The following is a 16,401-nucleotide window of genomic DNA, read 5'->3' as shown; positions in this document are numbered from 1 at the left end:
CGCGCACGTGCCCCGGCCCGGTACCGCACCGGACCGGGGCACGGCCGTCCGTGGGGGCCCGTACCGTTGATGAGCGTGCAGCATCGATCCATGAGGGACCGGGCCCGTCTGTGGCCCCAGGCCCACCCCATCGCCCTCGACGCCGGGCTGGCGTTCGCCGTCCTGGCGGTGATCATCGGCAACATGTTCATCGGGCCGCACACCGAGCGGTACGACGCCTCGGTCCCCGACATCCTGCTGGCCGTCCTCGCCTCCGCCGCGCTGCTGCTGCGCCGGCGCAGCCCGCTGGGCGTCCTCGCCTTCACCGGCGCGGTCACCGTGGTCTACCTGCTCACCGCGACCGGCGAGGGTCGCGCCCCGGTGGCCGCCACGGTCGTCGTCGCGCTCTTCTCGGCCTCCACGCACACCGACCGCACCACCACCTTCCGGCTGGGCCTGGCGACCTGCCTGCTGCTGCCCGCGATCGCCATGCTCTTCGGGGCCCGGCCCTGGTACTCCGCCGAGAACATCGCCCTGTTCGCGTGGAGCGGCATGGCCGCGGCGGCCGGTGAGGCCACCCGCAGCCGGCGCGCCTACGTCGCCGCCGTCGAGGAGCGCGCGGAGCGGGCCGAGCGCACCCGGGAGGAGGAGGCCAAGCGCCGCGTCGCCGAGGAGCGGATGCGGATCGCCCGGGAGCTGCACGACGTGGTCGCCCACCACATCGCCCTGGTCAACGTGCAGGCCGGCGTCGCCGCCCACGTCATGGACAGCCGCCCCGACCAGGCGAAGCAGGCCCTCGCGCACGTCCGTGAGGCCAGCCGTTCCGCGCTGGACGAGCTCCGCGCGACCGTGGGCCTGCTGCGGCAGTCGGGGGACCCCGCCGCCCCCATGGAACCGGCACCCGGTCTCGGCGTGCTGGACCAGCTCGTCGACGGCTTCCGCCGGGCCGGGTTGCCGGTGGAGGTCGTCGAGGAGGACCCCGGCACGCTCCCCGCGAGCGTGGACCTCACCGCGTACCGGGTCATCCAGGAGTCGCTCACCAACGTCCACAAGCACGCCGGCCCCGGCGCCCGGGCCGAGATCCGCATCGCGCGCGGCAGCGGGACGCTGGAGGTCACCGTCGTCGACCGCGGCGGCAGCCCGCAGGCACCGGGCACCGCGGGCGGCGGCCACGGCCTCATCGGCATGCGCGAGCGCGCCGCGGCCCTCGGCGGCACCTGCGAGGCCGGCCCCGGCGCGCAGGGCGGCTTCCGCGTCCACGCCCGGCTGCCGCTCGCGGTGCCGGGCCGGCCGGCCGGCCCGCACGGGGATGGGAGAATCCCGGCATGATCAGGGTGCTGCTCGCGGACGACCAGGCGCTGCTGCGGGGCGCGTTCCGTGTCCTCGTGGAGTCCGAGCCGGACATGGAGGTCGTGGGCGAGGCCTCGGACGGTGCCGAGGCCGTCGCGCTGGCCCGCGACACCCGGGCGGACGTCGTCCTGATGGACATCCGCATGCCCGGTACCGACGGCCTCGCCGCCACCCGCGAGATCACCTCCGCCGAGGACCTGACCGGCGTGGCCGTCCTCGTCCTGACCACCTTCGAGGCCGACGAGTACGTCGCGCAGGCGATCCGCGCCGGTGCCGCCGGCTTCCTCGGCAAGGGCGCCGAGCCCGACGAGCTGCTCGCGGCGATCCGAACCGTCGCCGCGGGCGACGCGCTGCTGTCCCCGTCCGCGACCAAGAGCCTGATCGCCCAGTTCCTGGCGCAGAGCGGCGGGCAGCGCCCGCTGCCGGGGGAGGGCGGATCCGCGGGCCCGGACCTGGACGCGCTGACGGCCCGCGAGCGCGAGGTGCTGGTCGAGGTGGCGTTGGGGCTGCCGAACGACGAGATCGCCGAGCGCCTCGGTGTGAGCCCGCTCACCGTCAAGACGCACGTGAACCGCACCATGGCCAAACTCGGCGCCCGCGACCGCGCGCAGCTGGTCGTCGCCGCGTACGAGTCGGGTCTGGTGCGCGCTGCCCCACGCTGAGTACGACCGGCGCGTACCGCATCCGCAGTACGCCCCCGCGGGCAATCACGACCTCGGGCTGAGGAAACCACCCTCCGCGGCAGGAGAAAGTGGCGTGGGCTGACAAAAGTCCGCAACCCGAGACCATCCGAGCACTCTGAGCACAGAGAAGAGACCGCACCACGATGTCCTGGCTGTCCCGATTCAGCCTCGCCCAGCGCAGCCTGGTCGCGCTGATGGCGGTGGTCGCCATCGGCTTCGGCGCCATCGCGATACCGTCCCTCAAGCAGCAGCTGCTGCCCTCCATCGACCTGCCCATGGTGTCGGTGATCACGACCTACCCCGGCGCGTCCCCCGACGTCGTCGAGAAGCAGGTCGTCGAGCCGATCGAGAACGGCGTCAAGGGCGTCGACGGCATCACCGGCATCACGTCCACGGCCAGCGAGGGCGCTGCCGTGATCATGGCCCAGTTCGACTACGGCAACGACAGCGACAAGCTGGTGGCCAACGTCCAGCAGGCCGTGAACCGCGTCTCCTCGCGGCTGCCGCAGGACGCCGACCCGCAGGTCATCGCCGGCTCGACGGACGACATCCCGACCGTCGTCCTCGCCGCCACCTCCACCGGCTTGGACCAGCAGGCCCTCTCCGACGCGCTCGACCGCTCGGTCGTCCCGGTGCTGCAGGACATCGACGGCGTCGGCCAGGTGACCGTCACCGGCGTCCAGGACCGCATCGTCACCGTCACCCCCGACGACAAGAAGCTCGCCGCCCGCAAGCTCGGCGCCGCCGCCCTCGTGCAGGCGCTGCAGGCGGGCGGCCACGCCGTCCCGGCCGGCTCCTTCGACGACAGCGGCAAGAGCCGCACCGTCCAGGTCGGCGGCGAGTACGCCTCCGTGCAGGAGATCGAGGACCTGCGGATCCCCGTGGCCCCCAAGCCCGTGCGCCTCGGTGACGTGGCCACCGTGGCGGAGCGCCCGGACGCCGCCGACTCCATCACCCGGACCGACGGCAAGCCCAGCCTCGGCGTCGCCGTCACGATGGACCAGGACGGCAGCGCCGTCGCGATCTCCTCGGCCGTCAAGGACAAGCTGGCCGACCTCGAGCGCGACCTCGGCAAGGGCGCCAAGCTCACCGTCGTCAGCGACCAGGGCCCCGCGGTCTCCAAGTCCATCGACGGACTGACCACCGAGGGTCTGCTCGGTCTGCTCTTCGCGGTCGTGATCATCCTGGTCTTCCTGGCGTCGCTGCGCTCGACCCTGGTGACCGCGGTCTCCATCCCGCTCTCCGTCGTGCTGACGCTGATCGTGCTGTGGACGCGTGACCTGTCGCTCAACATGCTGACCCTGGGCGCGCTGACCATCGCCATCGGCCGGGTCGTCGACGACTCGATCGTGGTGCTGGAGAACATCAAGCGGCACCTCGCCTACGGCGAGGAGAAGCAGCCGGCGATCATCGCCGCCGTGCGCGAGGTCTCCGGCGCGGTCACCGCGTCCACCCTCACCACGGTCGCGGTCTTCCTGCCGATCGGCCTGGTCGGCGGTCTGGTCGGGGCGCTGTTCGGCTCCTTCTCGCTGACCGTGGCGGCGGCGCTGCTGTCCTCGCTGCTGGTGTCGCTGACGGTGGTGCCGGTGCTCTCGTACTGGTTCCTCAAGCCCCCGGCCGACGCGGGCAGGATCGCCCCGGAGGAGATCCGGCGCCGGGCCGAGGAGGAGGAGTCCCGCGGCGCCCTGCAGCGGCTGTACGTGCCGGTGCTGCGCTTCGCCACGCGCCGTCGCATCACCAGCATCGTGATCGCGGTCGCGGTGCTGTTCTGCACCTTCGGCCTGGTCCCGCTGCTGAAGACCAACTTCTTCGACCAGGGCGACCAGGACACCCTGACCGTCAAGCAGGAGCTGCCCCCGGGCACCAGCCTGAAGACCTCCGACGCCGCGGCGGCCAAGGTCGAGAAGCTCCTGGAGGGCATCGACGAGGTCAAGGACTACCAGGTCACGGTCGGTTCCTCCGGCTTCCTGGCGGCCTTCGGCGGCGGCACCGGCGCCAACCAGGCCAGCTTCCAGATCCGTCTGAAGGACGCCGGCGACAGCGTCGCCGCACTGGACGAGATCCGCGACGGCCTGGAGAAGCTCGACGGCGTCGGCACGACCTCGGTCTCCGCGGGCGGCGGCTTCGGCAGCCAGAACCTGTCGGTCGTGGTGAAGGCCGCCGACGGCGACACCCTCGCCAAGGCCGCCGACCAGGTCCGCGACGCCGTGGCCGGACTGGACGACGTCACCGACGTCACCAGCGACCTCGCGCAGTCCGTGCCCCGGATCGAGGTCCACGCCAAGCAGGCCGAGGCCGCGAAGTACGGGCTCAACGACACCACCATCGGGGCCGCGGTCACCCAGGCCGTGCGCGGCACGACCGTCGGCAAGGCGGTGCTGGACGACGTCGAGCGCGACGTGCGGGTCACGTCCGAGCAGGACGCCACGACCCTCGCCGGGCTCAAGGCGCTCACCATCGCCACCCCGGCCGGCCCGGTGAAGCTGGGCAAGGTCGCCGAGGTGGTCGAGGCCCCCGGGCCGGTGCAGAAGACGCGGATCGACGGCGCACGGGCGGCGACGATCACGGCGACGCCCACCGCCGACAACACCGGCGCCGTCAGCACCGCCCTGCAGAGCAAGATCAATGCGCTCCACCTCCCCAAGGGTGCGACCGCCCAGATCGGCGGCGTCTCCTCGGACCAGGGCGACGCCTTCTCGGGCCTCGCGCTGGCGATGCTCGCCGCCGTCGCCATCGTCTTCATGCTGCTGGTGGGCACCTTCCGCAGCCTGATCCAGCCGCTGGTGCTGCTGGTGTCCATCCCGTTCGCCTCGACCGGCGCGATCGGCCTGCTGCTCGTCACCGGCACCCCGCTGGGCGTGCCGGCGCTGATCGGCATGCTGATGCTCATCGGCATCGTCGTGACCAACGCGATCGTGCTGATGGACCTCATCAACCAGTACCGCGCGCAGGGTTACGGCGTGGTGGAGGCGGTCATCGAGGGTGGCCGGCACCGTCTGCGGCCGATCCTGATGACCGCGCTGGCGACCATCTTCGCGCTGCTGCCGATGGCCCTCGGGGTCACCGGCGAGGGCGGCTTCATCGCCCAGCCGCTCGCCGTGGTCGTCATCGGCGGTCTGCTCACCTCGACGCTGCTGACGCTGCTGCTCGTCCCGACCCTCTACACGATGGTCGAGCTCCGCAAGGAGCGCCGGGCCAAGCGCAAGGCGCTGAAGGGGGCCGCACAGCCGGGCGGTTCCGGCGCGGGCGAGGCCGAGCCGACGCCCGAGCTGACCAAGGTCTGACACCTGTGAGCAGGGCCTGACGACGAAGGGGCCAGGGGCGAACGGCCCCTGGCCCCTTCGTCCGTCGCGGCCGTGTACGGCTCTCAGAGGAAGAAGCCCGAGGGGATGTACGGCTCGGGCGGACGCATCCCGCGCAGGCAGACCCAGCCGGAGGTGCTCAGCCTCAGCCCGGCGGTCAGCCCCACGTCCACCGCCCACTGCTGTTCGGCCGTCAGGTGGGGGACCCGCGCCGTGCTGCCCGCCGGCAGGCTGAGCAGCGCGGCGGTCAGCAGCCGGGACGCCAGCCGGCGCGAGGTCGCGGCCAGCAGCCGTACGTGGCCGTCCCGGTCGACGTAGCAGTAGCCGCTGCCGGCGAGGTCGTCCACGACCAACAGGGGGCACTCGGTCAGCAGTTGGTCGTGGTCGGGGCCGTGCGCGCCGCCCCGGGTACGCCGGTCCACGGAGTCCATCAGGTCGCGGTGCTTGGCCGAGCCCTCGTGCACCGCCCCGTCCGGCGCCGGCAGATCGCCCTTGCGGACCGCGCCCTCCAGGCGCATCGCCGGGTGCAGCGCGAAGCCCGCCCGGCGGTAGGTCGCCGCCGCCCGCGGGTCGGGTGAGCTGCAGATGATGCCGCGCAGGCAGCCGCGCCCGTACGCCATCGCGGCGGCGAGCAGTTCGCGCCCGACCCCCTGCCGCTGCGCCGAGGGCAGCACCGCGAACAGGGAGAGCCCCCACGTCCCCTCGCGGCGCGTCGACATGGAGACGCCCAGCGGCATGCCGGACGTCTCGTCGAGGGCCAGCCAGCAGCCACCGGGGTCGGTACGCGCGACGTACCGGTTGCGTCGCCGCAGCAGGGCGGCCCGCTCCGGGGGCGTCTCCTCGGGAGGCCCGCCGCCGGGCAGGGCGCCGGAGGCGCCGAAGGCGGCGGCCGCCACGACCGCCACCGCTTCGGCGTCCTCGTCGGAGTCACGGAGGGGACGCAGGATCATGCGCCCATCCTGCCCCTACGGCAGGGCGAGCATCCGCTCCAGCGCCAGCTTCGCGAAGTGCTCGGTGTCCCGGTCGACTTGGATGCGGTTGACGACCTTGCCGTCGGCCAGCGACTCCAGCGCCCACACCAGGTGCGGCAGGTCGATCCGGTTCATGGTCGAGCAGAAGCAGACGGTCTTGTCGAGGAAGACGATCTGCTTGTCCGGGTGCGCCTTGGCCAGCCGGCGCACCAGGTTGAGCTCGGTGCCGATGGCCCAGGAGGAACCGGCCGGGGCCGCGTCCAGGGCCTTGATGATGTACTCGGTCGAACCGACGTGGTCGGCCGCGGTGACGACCTCGTGCTTGCACTCGGGGTGCACCAGGACGTTGACGCCGGGGATGCGGGCCCGTACGTCCTCGACCGAGTCCAGCGAGAAGCGTCCGTGCACCGAGCAGTGGCCGCGCCACAGGATCATCTTCGCGTCGCGCAACTGCTCGGCGGTCACACCGCCGCCCGGCTTGTGCGGGTTGTAGACGACGCAGTCGTCCAGCGAGAAGCCCATCTCCCGCACCGCGGTGTTGCGGCCGAGGTGCTGGTCGGGCAGGAAGAGCACCTTCTCGCCCTGCTGGAACGCCCACTCCAGGGCGCGCTGGGCGTTGCTGGAGGTGCAGATGGTGCCGCCGTGCCGGCCGGTGAAGGCCTTGATGTCGGCGGAGGAGTTCATGTAGGAGACGGGAACGGTGACGTCGGCGACGCCGGCCTCGGTGAGCACGTCCCAGCACTCGGCGACCTGCTCGGCGGTGGCCATGTCGGCCATTGAGCAGCCGGCCGCCAGGTCGGGGAGGACCACCTGCTGGGCGTCGGAGGTCAGGATGTCCGCGGACTCGGCCATGAAGTGCACACCGCAGAAGACGATGTACTCGGCCTCGGGGCGGGCGGCGGCGTCACGGGCCAGCTTGAAGGAGTCGCCGGTCACGTCGGCGAACTGGATGACCTCGTCGCGCTGGTAGTGGTGCCCGAGGACGAAGACCTTCTCGCCGAGCTTGGCCTTCGCGGCGCGGGCGCGCTCCACCAGGTCCGGGTCCGAGGGGGCGGGCAGGTCGCCGGGACAGTCGACGCCGCGCTCGCTGCGCGGGTCGGACTCGCGGCCCAGGAGGAGCAGGGCGAGCGGGGTCGGCTGGACGTCCAGCGGTTCGGATGTGGTGGTCACGGGCCCGAAGCCCTTTCTCTGCGGAACTGCGGCTCAACCTTTTCGTCGGTTTGACGTTATCTATGATAACCCGTTCGCGTCAGAATGACGATGGCCCTCGCGTCAGTGTGACGCATTACCCGTAGGGGGCCCGGTGTGCGAGCATGGATGGCGCGCATAAGCATCGGACCCCGGAGGAATGAATCCGGGAAGCCACCGGTTCACCGTTGTGGCAGCATCCGTACAACCCGGGAGTGGATCAGATGACGGTTCAGGACGAGACCAGCCAGAGCGAGGGCATCATCCTGTCCGACGCGGCGGCCTCCAAGGTCAAGAACCTGCTCGAGCAGGAGGGCCGCGACGACCTCGCGCTGCGCGTCGCCGTCCAGCCGGGCGGTTGCTCCGGCCTGCGCTACCAGCTGTTCTTCGACGAGCGTTCGCTCGACGGCGACGTCGTGAAGGACTTCGGCGGTGTGAAGGTGGTCACCGACCGCATGAGCGCCCCGTACCTGGGCGGCGCCTCCATCGACTTCGTCGACACGATCGAGAAGCAGGGCTTCACGATCGACAACCCGAACGCCACGGGCTCCTGCGCCTGCGGCGACTCGTTCCACTGAACCCCGCGCGAAGGCGGCGGGCACCCAGGGTGCCCGCCGCCTTCGGCATGTCCTGACGCCCCCTGCGGGCGGCCCGCCGGCTACGTGCGCGGCACCATGCTGCCGTCGGAGAGGTCGACGACCTTCCGGTCGCCCAGCGGCGTGTCGAGCCGGACGGTCCGGGAGAACCGCTCGGCGATCATGATGCAGGCCTTCCCGGGGTCCTTCTGCACCACCGTGACCTTCACCTTCACCACCGCACCCGACTCGTCGGCCGACGCCGTGTAGCCGCTGCACACCCCGCCCCAGAAGCGCAGCGTCAGCTCCGTGCCCTCGGCGCGGTAGGACTCCACCTTCGCCGTCGAGGCAGCCGGCGCCGCCGTCCCCGTGGGCGCGGGGGACGCCTCCCCGCCCCGTACGTACGCCGGGTCCACCGCGGGCCGGGCCAGCACCGACGGCCGCCGCACGCCCTCCTGCGCCACCTCGAAGAGCCAGGACGGCACCAGCGCCTGCCGTCCGGCCACGAACTGCGCCGACAGCCCGAACTCGGCCTTGCGCACCTCCAGCCGCCGGTCCGCGGTCGGCACGCAGGGGAGCACCTTCGGCAGCAGCGGGTCGTCGCCGGGCCCGCGGGAGGGCTTCGGCACCACGGTCGGGCAGTCGCCGAGCCCCAGGTCACCGCCGGTGCTGGGACGCTTCAGCGCCTTCAGCGCCTCCTCGGCCGACCCCACCGGATAGGTTTCACCCCTGGTCAGCGGCGCCATCATGCCGTACCCGGTGACCAGCAGCCCGTCGGAGGCGACCTGCAGCGCCGTCCGCCAGCCGTGCGTCGGCAGCCCCGCCACCCGCGGGTCCGCGGTGACCGTGCGCAGCACCCCCGAGACCTCGCTCGCGTCGGTCCGCGCGTCCTTCAGCCCCAGTGCCGCGAGGACCGGCGCCGCCCTGCGCAGCGCCTCCGCCGCCGGCACCGCGAGGTCGTCCCGCGCGGGGGCGCGGTCCTTGCGGGGCTTGCCGCCGTAGTACGAGTAGGACCAGGTGCCCGGCGCGTCCTTGCTCACCCGGAGCACCGGGCCGCCGCCGTCGGGCGTGCCGCCCGCCTTCCAGGCGCCGTGGTCGGACTTCACCGTGCCGGGCACGCCCAGGGCGCGCGCCAGCCGTTCCACCGCGGCACGCGGGACGCTGCCCGGGCGCTGTACGGCGGCGGAGGAAGGGCCCCGGGGCAGATCGCCCCGGACGGTGAGTTCGGCGCCGGTGCCGCCGGTGGCGCCGTCGAGCCGCAGCGGCTCCGGGGAACCGTCCCCGTTGGCGCCCGAGGCGTGCGGGACACCGTCCCGGGTGTCCGACGAGGCCCAGTAGGCGCCGCCGCCTCCGGCGGCCAGCACCGCGACGGCGACCGCCGACATCACCCACGGTGACCTGGGCCTGCGGCGCGGTCGCGTCGGCTCGCTCTCCACGATGGCTCCTTCGGCTCCGCGCAGCTGCGCACAGCTGCCGACGTCCCGGTCCTTCGACCGGGGGACGCCACTTGGACGGGCCGGAGCGCCTCGCGGTTCCGATCAGTCGCCGTACTCGGCCATGCCCTCGACGACGTGCGACGACGCGGCCGGCACCGTGATCCCGTGCAGACTCGCCGGGCTGACCCGCGCGGACTCGCTCTCCGCGGGGACCTCCCAGTGCGCGGCCATCTTGCGGCAGTCACCGATCAGCTCGGCGAGCGACTCGGGGTCGTCGAGGGGCGCGGTGGGAAGAGGAGTGGTCATAGACACGACCATAGGTACCCGGCGTCACGGGAGAAAGCCCTACTATCGGGTAGTTTCGCCATGTCGGCGCCCACCGGCCCAGCCGGTAGCGTGGACAGGTACCGTCCGCCGTCCGCCTCCGCAGGAGCATCCCAGCCGTGCGTATCGCAGTCACCGGCTCCATCGCCACCGACCACCTGATGACCTTCCCCGGCCGATTCGCCGACCAGCTCGTCGCGGATCAGCTGCACACGGTCTCCCTCTCCTTCCTGGTCGACACGCTCGACGTCCGCCGCGGTGGCGTCGGTGCGAACATCTGTTTCGGGATGGGCCAGCTGGGTGTCCGGCCCGTCCTCGTCGGCGCCGCGGGCTCCGACTTCGACGAGTACCGCTCCTGGCTCGACCGGCACGGCGTCGACACCGCCTCCGTCCGTATCTCCGAGGTGCTGCACACCGCGCGCTTCGTCTGCACCACGGACGCCGACCACAACCAGATCGGCTCCTTCTACACCGGCGCCATGAGCGAGGCCCGCCTCATCGAGCTGCACTCGGTCGCCGCCCGCGTCGGCGGCCTCGACCTCGTGCTCATCGGCGCCGACGACCCCGAGGCGATGCTCCGCCACACCGAGGAGTGCCGCTCCCGCGGCATCCCGTGGGCGGCGGACTTCTCGCAGCAGATCGCCCGCATGAACGGCGACGAGATCCGGATACTGCTGGACGGCGCGAGCTACCTCTTCTCCAACGAGTACGAGAAGGGCCTCATCGAGTCCAAGACCGGCTGGACGGACGAGGAGATCCTCGGCCGGGTCGGCACCCGCGTCACCACGCTGGGCTCGCGCGGCGTCCGCATCGAGCGGGCCGGCGAGGAGCCGATCGTCGTGGGCTGCGCGGAGGAGGACGCCAAGGTCGACCCCACCGGCGTCGGCGACGCCTTCCGCGCCGGCTTCCTCTCCGGCCTCGCCTGGGGCGTCGACGCGGAGCGCGCGGCGCAGGTCGGCTGCATGCTGGCGACGCTGGTCATCGAGACCCTCGGCACGCAGGAGTACCAGCTGCGCCGGGCCCACTTCATGGACCGCTTCACCAAGGCCTACGGCGACGACGCCGCCGAGGAAGTCCGCACCCACCTGCACTGACCCGCTCCCCCTTCACCACCCGACGGCGGCGCCGCGCGTGCGACGCCGCCGTCGTGCCACGCCATCCGCCACCCGGAGGGCCGCGTCCGTATGACGGTGAGCGTCAGGAGACGCGGGGTGCGGCGTGCACACCTGCTTCGACCCGACCTGCCCTCCCGCCCCGACGGCGGGGGCGCGGGCCGGGTAGCTCACGGGAGCCCGGGGCGGGACGCTCTTCGCTGTGCGCACCGCCGTTGCCGCCCCCGACGCCGTCCGGCGTACGTTCGGCCCGTGCACCGGGCCCCGCTGCCCGGACGAGTCTTCGCCGGTGGCGGCGCCGGCCTACGGCTCCCCTTCCGCCCCGGACCTGGGGGCAGGCCCCTCGGGCCCGGACGCGCGCAGGTCGGGCGCACCTGGACGGCGGGGCGGCAGAAGCCGTCAGCCCGCGCTCGGTCGACGCACCGGCGTGCCCGCGCCGGTCGGTCAGGCCCGTCGGGGTGTCAGGAGACGCGCCGCACCCGGCACGCCGTGCCGTTGGGTGGCGTGCGCGCCGGGGTACTCCTCGGGGCGGCGTTGTCATCGGAGAGCACCGACACGGGCGTGCGTGGCGGCGGGGCGGCGGCCGCCGTCAACCCGGCCCTGGGCGACGCACCGGCGTGCGCGCGTCAGCCCGTCACGCCCGTCGTGGTGTCAGGAGACGCGGCGTACCCAGTACGCCGTGCCGCGGGGTGCGGCGTGTGCGCCGAGGTACTCCTGTTCGCGCATGTCGCACCACGCCGGGATGTCGAGCCGGGCGGCCTCGTCGTCGGAGAGGACCGACACGACGCCGCCCACGGGTACGTCCCCGATGACCTTAGCCAGTTCGATCACCGGGATCGGGCACCGCTTGCCGAGGGAGTCCACGACGAGGTCCGGCCCGTCCTCCTCCTCGTCCGGCTCCGCGCCGGCCGTCCGCCCCGCCCCCGCCGCGGGCCCGGACGCGGGGGCCGGCGCGCCGAGCCGCTCGCGCACCGTCCGCACCACCCCCGGCAGCACTTCGAGGAAGCGGTCCACGTCGCCGGCCTCCGCCCCCGCCGGGAGCGAGACCCGCACGTTCCCCTCGGAGAGCACGCCCATCGCCTTGAGCACGTGGCTCGGCATCAGCGTGCTGGACGTGCACGACGACCCGGAGGAGACGGAGAAGCCCTCCCGGTCCAGTTCGTGCAGCAGCGCCTCGCCGTCCACGTAGAGGCAGGAGAAGGTCACCACGTTCGGCAGCCGCAGCTCGGGGTGGCCCACCACCTCGACGTCCGGGACGAGTTCGGGCACCGCGGTGCGGATGCGGTCGACCAGCGCGGACAGCCGGGCCGCTTCCGCGGAGGCCTCGGCGCGCACCGCCCGCAGTGAGGCCGCCGCGGCGACGATCGCGGGGAGGTCCTCGAAGCCGGGCGCGCGTCCCGACTCCCGTTCGTCAGCGGGCCCCTGGGCGGCGAAGCGGGTGCCCTTGCGGACGGCCAGCAGTCCGACCCCGGACGGCCCGCCCCACTTGTGGGCGCTCGCCGCCAGCAGGGACCAGCCGCCCGCCACGGCTCCCCAGCCCAGTGACTGGGCGGCGTCGACGAGCAGCGGCACCCCGGCCGCCCGGCACAGTTCCGCGACCTCGTCGACCGGCTGCACCGTGCCGACCTCGTGGTTGGCGGACTGCAGGCAGGCCAGCGCGGTGTCCCCGCGCAGCGCGGCGCCGAAGGTGCCGGCGTCGACCAGACCCGTGCGGTCGACCCCCACCTCCGTGACGTCCGCGTCGTCCACGGCGTCCGCCGCGGCGTGCAGCACGGAGGAGTGCTCGACGGCCGAGACGACCACGTGCCGGCCGACCCGGCGCCGCCCGGCGAGGGCCCCGGCCACTCCCGCGTGCACGGCGTGCGTACCCGAAGGAGTGAAAACGAGTTCGTCCGGACGGCACCCGACGGCGTCCGCGGCGGCCTCCCGGGCGGCGTCGAGCAGCAGCCGGGCGCGGCGCCCCTCGCGGTAGAGCCGGGAGGGATCGGCCCACCCCTCGTCGAGCGCGGCGAGGAGTGCCTGCCGGGCGACGGGATGCAGTGGTGCGGCGGACGCGGCGTCGAAGTAGGGCACGTGGTGCACGCTACGCCCCGGCGTCCGGCAGGGCGTCTGGGGACCAGTCAAAAGCCCCCGAAACGGGGCCCTCCGCAGGTGCGGAGCGGTGCCCGACACCCCTTCGGGGGCCGCCCCGGCGCGTTGGCACCCCTCCCCGCGCGCCCCAAAATCGAGTCCAGTAGGGTTTGGTCCGCATAAACATCCACACCACTGCCCGCGCCAGGGCGACCGACCAGCACAGGCCGGGCATCCGGACGCGTGGGCGAGACTCTCGGGAAGGCGCTACGTGAGTCCCTACGGCTCCGACCGCTCGTCGCGGCGCCCGATGCGGCGGATTCTGCCGCAGGCGCTGGCCGCGGGCCTGGTCCTTGCGACCGCCACCGGTTGCACATACGAGGACTTCCCTCGCCTCGGCATGCCCAGCCCCGTCACGGAGCAGGCTCCGCGGATCCTGTCGCTCTGGCAGGGTTCCTGGGCCGCCGCGCTGGCGGTCGGCGTGCTCGTGTGGGGCCTGATCCTCTGGAGCATCATCTTCCACCGGCGCAGCCGCACCAAGGTGGAGATCCCGCCCCAGGTCCGCTACAACATGCCGATCGAGGCGCTCTTCACCACGGTCCCGCTGGTCATCATCTCGGTGCTCTTCTACTTCACCGCCCGCGATGAGTCCAAGCTGCTGGAGACCTCGGCGCGCCCCGACCACGTCGTCAACGTGGTCGGCTTCCAGTGGAGCTGGGCCTTCAACTACGTCGAGGACGTCGACGGCAACCCGTCGACCCCGGCGGCCGGCAAGGTCCCCGCGGAGCTCTCCACGATCTCCGCGAAGAAGCTGGACGCGCCCGCGGGTGCCGACGGCGTCTACGACTTCGGCACGCCCGCCTCCAAGGACCAGGACACCGGCAACCCGGGCCCGACCCTGTGGCTCCCCAAGGGCGAGTCGGTCAGGTTCGTCCTCACCTCGCGCGACGTCATCCACTCCTTCTGGGTGGTGCCCTTCCTGATGAAGATGGACGTCATCCCCGGCCACACCAATGTCTTCCAGGTGACCCCCAACAAGGAGGGCACCTTCGTGGGCAAGTGCGCCGAGCTGTGCGGCGTGGACCACTCCCGGATGCTCTTCAACGTCAAGGTCGTCTCCCCGGAGGCCTACCAGCAGCACCTCCAGGACCTGGCGAAGAAGGGCCAGACCGGTTACGTCCCGGCAGGCATTGCCACCACCGGCAACGCCAAGAACGCGGAGACCAAGACCCAGTGAGCATTCTCAACGAACCCCACGGTGCGGCCGCCGCGCAGGACGACGCGTACGCGGACGAGCTGCCGGTCCGCACGAAGCAGCCGGGCAACGCCATCGTCAAGTGGCTGACCACCACCGACCACAAGACGATCGGCACGCTCTACCTGGCGACGTCGTTCTTCTTCTTCCTCATCGGTGGCGTGATGGCGCTCGTCATGCGCGCCGAACTCGCGCGCCCGGGCACCCAGGTGGTGTCCAACGAGCAGTTCAACCAGCTCTTCACGATGCACGGCACGATCATGCTGCTGATGTTCGCGACCCCGCTCTTCGCCGGCTTCGCGAACTGGATCATGCCGCTGCAGATCGGCGCCCCCGACGTCGCGTTCCCGCGGCTGAACATGTTCGCCTACTGGCTCTACCTGTTCGGCTCGCTGATCGCGGTCGCCGGCTTCCTGACCCCGAACGGCGCGGCCGACTTCGGCTGGTTCGCCTACTCCCCGCTGACCGACGCGGTCCGCTCGCCGGGCATCGGCAGCGACCTGTGGATCATGGGTCTGGCGTTCTCCGGCTTCGGTACGATCCTCGGCTCGGTCAACTTCATCACCACGATCATCTGCATGCGCGCTCCCGGCATGACGATGTTCCGCATGCCGATCTTCACCTGGAACGTGCTGCTCACCGGTGTGCTGGTGCTCTTCGCCTTCCCGGTGCTGGCCGCCGCGCTGCTGGCCCTGGAGGCCGACCGGAAGTTCGGGGCGCACGTGTTCGACGCCGCCAACGGCGGCGCGTTGCTATGGCAACACCTCTTCTGGTTCTTCGGGCACCCAGAGGTGTACATCATCGCCTTGCCGTTCTTCGGCATCATCAGTGAGGTCATCCCGGTCTTCTCCCGGAAGCCGATGTTCGGCTACGTCAGCCTCATCGCGGCGACGATCTCCATCGCCGGCCTCTCGGCGACGGTGTGGGCCCACCACATGTACGTCACCGGCGGTGTGCTGCTGCCGTTCTTCTCCTTCATGACCTTCCTGATCGCGGTACCGACCGGTGTGAAGTTCTTCAACTGGATCGGCACCATGTGGAAGGGCTCACTGAGCTTCGAGACACCGATGCTCTGGGCCATCGGCTTCCTGATCACCTTCACCTTCGGTGGTCTGACCGGTGTCATCCTGGCCTCGCCGCCGCTGGACTTCCACGTCTCCGACTCGTACTTCGTGGTGGCGCACTTCCACTACGTCGTCTTCGGCACGGTCGTCTTCGCGATGTTCTCCGGCTTCCACTTCTGGTGGCCGAAGTTCACCGGCAAGATGCTCGACGAGCGCCTCGGCAAGATCACCTTCTGGACGCTGTTCATCGGCTTCCACGGCACCTTCCTCGTCCAGCACTGGCTGGGCGCCGAGGGCATGCCCCGCCGCTACGCGGACTACCTGAACGCCGACGGCTTCACCACGCTGAACACCATCTCGACGATCAGCTCGTTCCTGCTGGGCCTGTCGATGCTGCCGTTCATCTACAACGTGTGGAAGACCGCGAAGTACGGCAAGCCGGTCGAGGTCGACGACCCGTGGGGTTACGGCCGTTCGCTGGAGTGGGCGACCTCCTGCCCGCCGCCGCGGCACAACTTCCTCACGCTGCCGCGCATCCGGTCCGAATCCCCGGCCTTCGACCTCCACCACCCGGAGATGGCCGCTCTGGACCAGCTGGAGAACGTCGGCGCGGCTCCGGCCGTCCCCGGCGGCGACGAGAAGGAGAGCGGCAAGTGAAGTTCCAGGGCAAGCTGTTCCTGTGGCTGTCCGTCTTCTTCCTGGGCATGGCCGTCGTCTACGGCCTGTGGTCCAAGGAGCCGGTGGGCACCACGGCGCTCTTCCTCTCCTTCGGCCTCGCCGTGATGGTCGGTTTCTACCTGGCCTTCACCGCCCGGCGCGCCGACACCGGTGCGCAGGACCGCGAGGACGCGGACGTCGCGGACGACTCCGGCGAGCTGGGTTTCTTCAGCCCGCACAGCTGGCAGCCGCTGCTGCTGGCCTTCGGTGGTGCCATGGCGTTCCTGGGCATCATCTTCGGCTGGTGGCTGATCTACTTCGCGTCGCCCTTCATCCTCGTCGGCCTGTGGGGCTGGGTCTTCGAGTACTACCGGGGTGAGAACCGCACCCAGTGAGCGCCCCGCGCCCACGCACCGCACCACGGCGAAGGCCCGG

General features: G+C 71.9%; 13 protein-coding genes. 8 read left to right on the top strand and 5 right to left on the bottom strand.

From position 1 onward, the window contains the following. Nucleotides 1–90 precede the first annotated feature (90 nt). The 3 genes from ACFZAU_RS23835 to ACFZAU_RS23825 all read left to right on the top strand — a co-directional run bounded on the left by ACFZAU_RS23835 (nt 91) and on the right by ACFZAU_RS23825 (nt 5,296). The gene (locus tag ACFZAU_RS23835) at nt 91–1,308 is read left to right on the top strand and encodes a sensor histidine kinase (RefSeq protein ID WP_500553845.1); all 1,218 of its coding nucleotides are present in this window, start codon (nt 91–93) and stop codon (nt 1,306–1,308) included. Beyond that, a complete protein-coding gene (locus ACFZAU_RS23830) occupies nt 1,305–1,991 on the top strand; it encodes a response regulator transcription factor (protein WP_500553844.1) in 687 nt (228 codons plus the stop codon). The genes ACFZAU_RS23835 and ACFZAU_RS23830 overlap by 4 nt, the downstream gene beginning before the upstream one ends. A gap of 164 nt (nt 1,992–2,155) precedes the next feature. After that, nucleotides 2,156–5,296 (top strand): efflux RND transporter permease subunit, encoded by a 3,141-nt coding sequence (locus ACFZAU_RS23825; RefSeq protein WP_500553843.1) that lies wholly within the window; start codon nt 2,156–2,158, stop codon nt 5,294–5,296. Between the two features lie 83 nt (nt 5,297–5,379). Here ACFZAU_RS23825 and ACFZAU_RS23820 read toward each other — a convergent pair whose 3' ends face one another. Together ACFZAU_RS23820 and nadA are read right to left on the bottom strand one after the other, a co-directional pair. Further along, nucleotides 5,380–6,264, bottom strand: coding sequence for a GNAT family N-acetyltransferase (locus tag ACFZAU_RS23820; RefSeq protein ID WP_500553842.1), 885 nt, complete (start codon nt 6,262–6,264; stop codon nt 5,380–5,382). A gap of 15 nt (nt 6,265–6,279) precedes the next feature. After that, nucleotides 6,280–7,455 carry a quinolinate synthase NadA gene (gene nadA, locus ACFZAU_RS23815; protein ID WP_500553841.1) on the bottom strand — a complete coding sequence of 392 codons (1,176 nt, stop codon included), beginning with the start codon at nt 7,453–7,455 and terminating at the stop codon, nt 6,280–6,282. A 242-nt stretch (nt 7,456–7,697) separates the two neighbouring features. On the opposite strand from nadA, the gene ACFZAU_RS23810 reads away from it, so the two are divergent. Continuing rightward, nucleotides 7,698–8,051, top strand: coding sequence for an iron-sulfur cluster assembly accessory protein (locus ACFZAU_RS23810; RefSeq protein ID WP_319134051.1), 354 nt, complete (start codon nt 7,698–7,700; stop codon nt 8,049–8,051). 80 nt (nt 8,052–8,131) lie between these two features. Here ACFZAU_RS23810 and ACFZAU_RS23805 read toward each other — a convergent pair whose 3' ends face one another. Then, the gene (locus ACFZAU_RS23805; RefSeq protein WP_500553840.1) at nt 8,132–9,484 is read right to left on the bottom strand and encodes a hypothetical protein; all 1,353 of its coding nucleotides are present in this window, start codon (nt 9,482–9,484) and stop codon (nt 8,132–8,134) included. Between the two features lie 102 nt (nt 9,485–9,586). Next, nucleotides 9,587–9,790 (bottom strand): hypothetical protein, encoded by a 204-nt coding sequence (locus ACFZAU_RS23800; protein ID WP_499598061.1) that lies wholly within the window; start codon nt 9,788–9,790, stop codon nt 9,587–9,589. Nucleotides 9,791–9,927: 137 nt separating this feature from the next. On the opposite strand from ACFZAU_RS23800, the gene ACFZAU_RS23795 reads away from it, so the two are divergent. Beyond that, the gene (locus ACFZAU_RS23795; RefSeq protein WP_500553839.1) at nt 9,928–10,902 is read left to right on the top strand and encodes a carbohydrate kinase family protein; all 975 of its coding nucleotides are present in this window, start codon (nt 9,928–9,930) and stop codon (nt 10,900–10,902) included. Nucleotides 10,903–11,571: 669 nt separating this feature from the next. On the opposite strand, the gene ACFZAU_RS23790 is transcribed toward ACFZAU_RS23795, so the two are convergent. Then, on the bottom strand, nt 11,572–12,993 hold the full coding sequence (locus ACFZAU_RS23790; protein WP_500553838.1) for a cysteine desulfurase/sulfurtransferase TusA family protein: 1,422 nt from the start codon (nt 12,991–12,993) through the stop codon (nt 11,572–11,574). Between the two features lie 268 nt (nt 12,994–13,261). Between ACFZAU_RS23790 and ctaC the strand changes: the two genes are divergently transcribed. From ctaC to ACFZAU_RS23775, 3 genes are read left to right on the top strand one after another with little or no spacing between them, the layout of a single operon-like run. Further along, entirely contained in the window at nt 13,262–14,227 is a 966-nt protein-coding gene (ctaC, locus tag ACFZAU_RS23785; protein ID WP_499598052.1) for an aa3-type cytochrome oxidase subunit II, read from the top strand. Beyond that, nucleotides 14,224–15,966, top strand: coding sequence for an aa3-type cytochrome oxidase subunit I (gene ctaD / locus ACFZAU_RS23780; protein WP_499598049.1), 1,743 nt, complete (start codon nt 14,224–14,226; stop codon nt 15,964–15,966). The genes ctaC and ctaD overlap by 4 nt, the downstream gene beginning before the upstream one ends. Continuing rightward, nucleotides 15,963–16,361, top strand: a complete 399-nt coding sequence (locus ACFZAU_RS23775; RefSeq protein ID WP_018557033.1) for a cytochrome c oxidase subunit 4 — start codon at nt 15,963–15,965, stop codon at nt 16,359–16,361. The genes ctaD and ACFZAU_RS23775 overlap by 4 nt, the downstream gene beginning before the upstream one ends. Nucleotides 16,362–16,401 lie beyond the last annotated feature (40 nt).

The organism is Streptomyces sp. NPDC008238, assembly GCF_042956445.1.
Taxonomy (GTDB): domain Bacteria; phylum Actinomycetota; class Actinomycetes; order Streptomycetales; family Streptomycetaceae; genus Actinacidiphila.
Note: the sequence above shows the minus strand (reverse complement) of the source record. Positions and strands in the feature narration are given on the sequence as shown.

Coding starts and splice junctions, on each gene's coding strand:
- ACFZAU_RS23835 (WP_500553845.1), top strand. CDS start 91: ATGAGGGACCGGGCCCGTCTGTGGCCCCAGGCCCACCCCATCGCCCTC.
- ACFZAU_RS23830 (WP_500553844.1), top strand. CDS start 1,305: ATGATCAGGGTGCTGCTCGCGGACGACCAGGCGCTGCTGCGGGGCGCG.
- ACFZAU_RS23825 (WP_500553843.1), top strand. CDS start 2,156: ATGTCCTGGCTGTCCCGATTCAGCCTCGCCCAGCGCAGCCTGGTCGCG.
- ACFZAU_RS23820 (WP_500553842.1), bottom strand. CDS start 6,264: ATGATCCTGCGTCCCCTCCGTGACTCCGACGAGGACGCCGAAGCGGTG.
- ACFZAU_RS23810 (WP_319134051.1), top strand. CDS start 7,698: ATGACGGTTCAGGACGAGACCAGCCAGAGCGAGGGCATCATCCTGTCC.
- ACFZAU_RS23800 (WP_499598061.1), bottom strand. CDS start 9,790: ATGACCACTCCTCTTCCCACCGCGCCCCTCGACGACCCCGAGTCGCTC.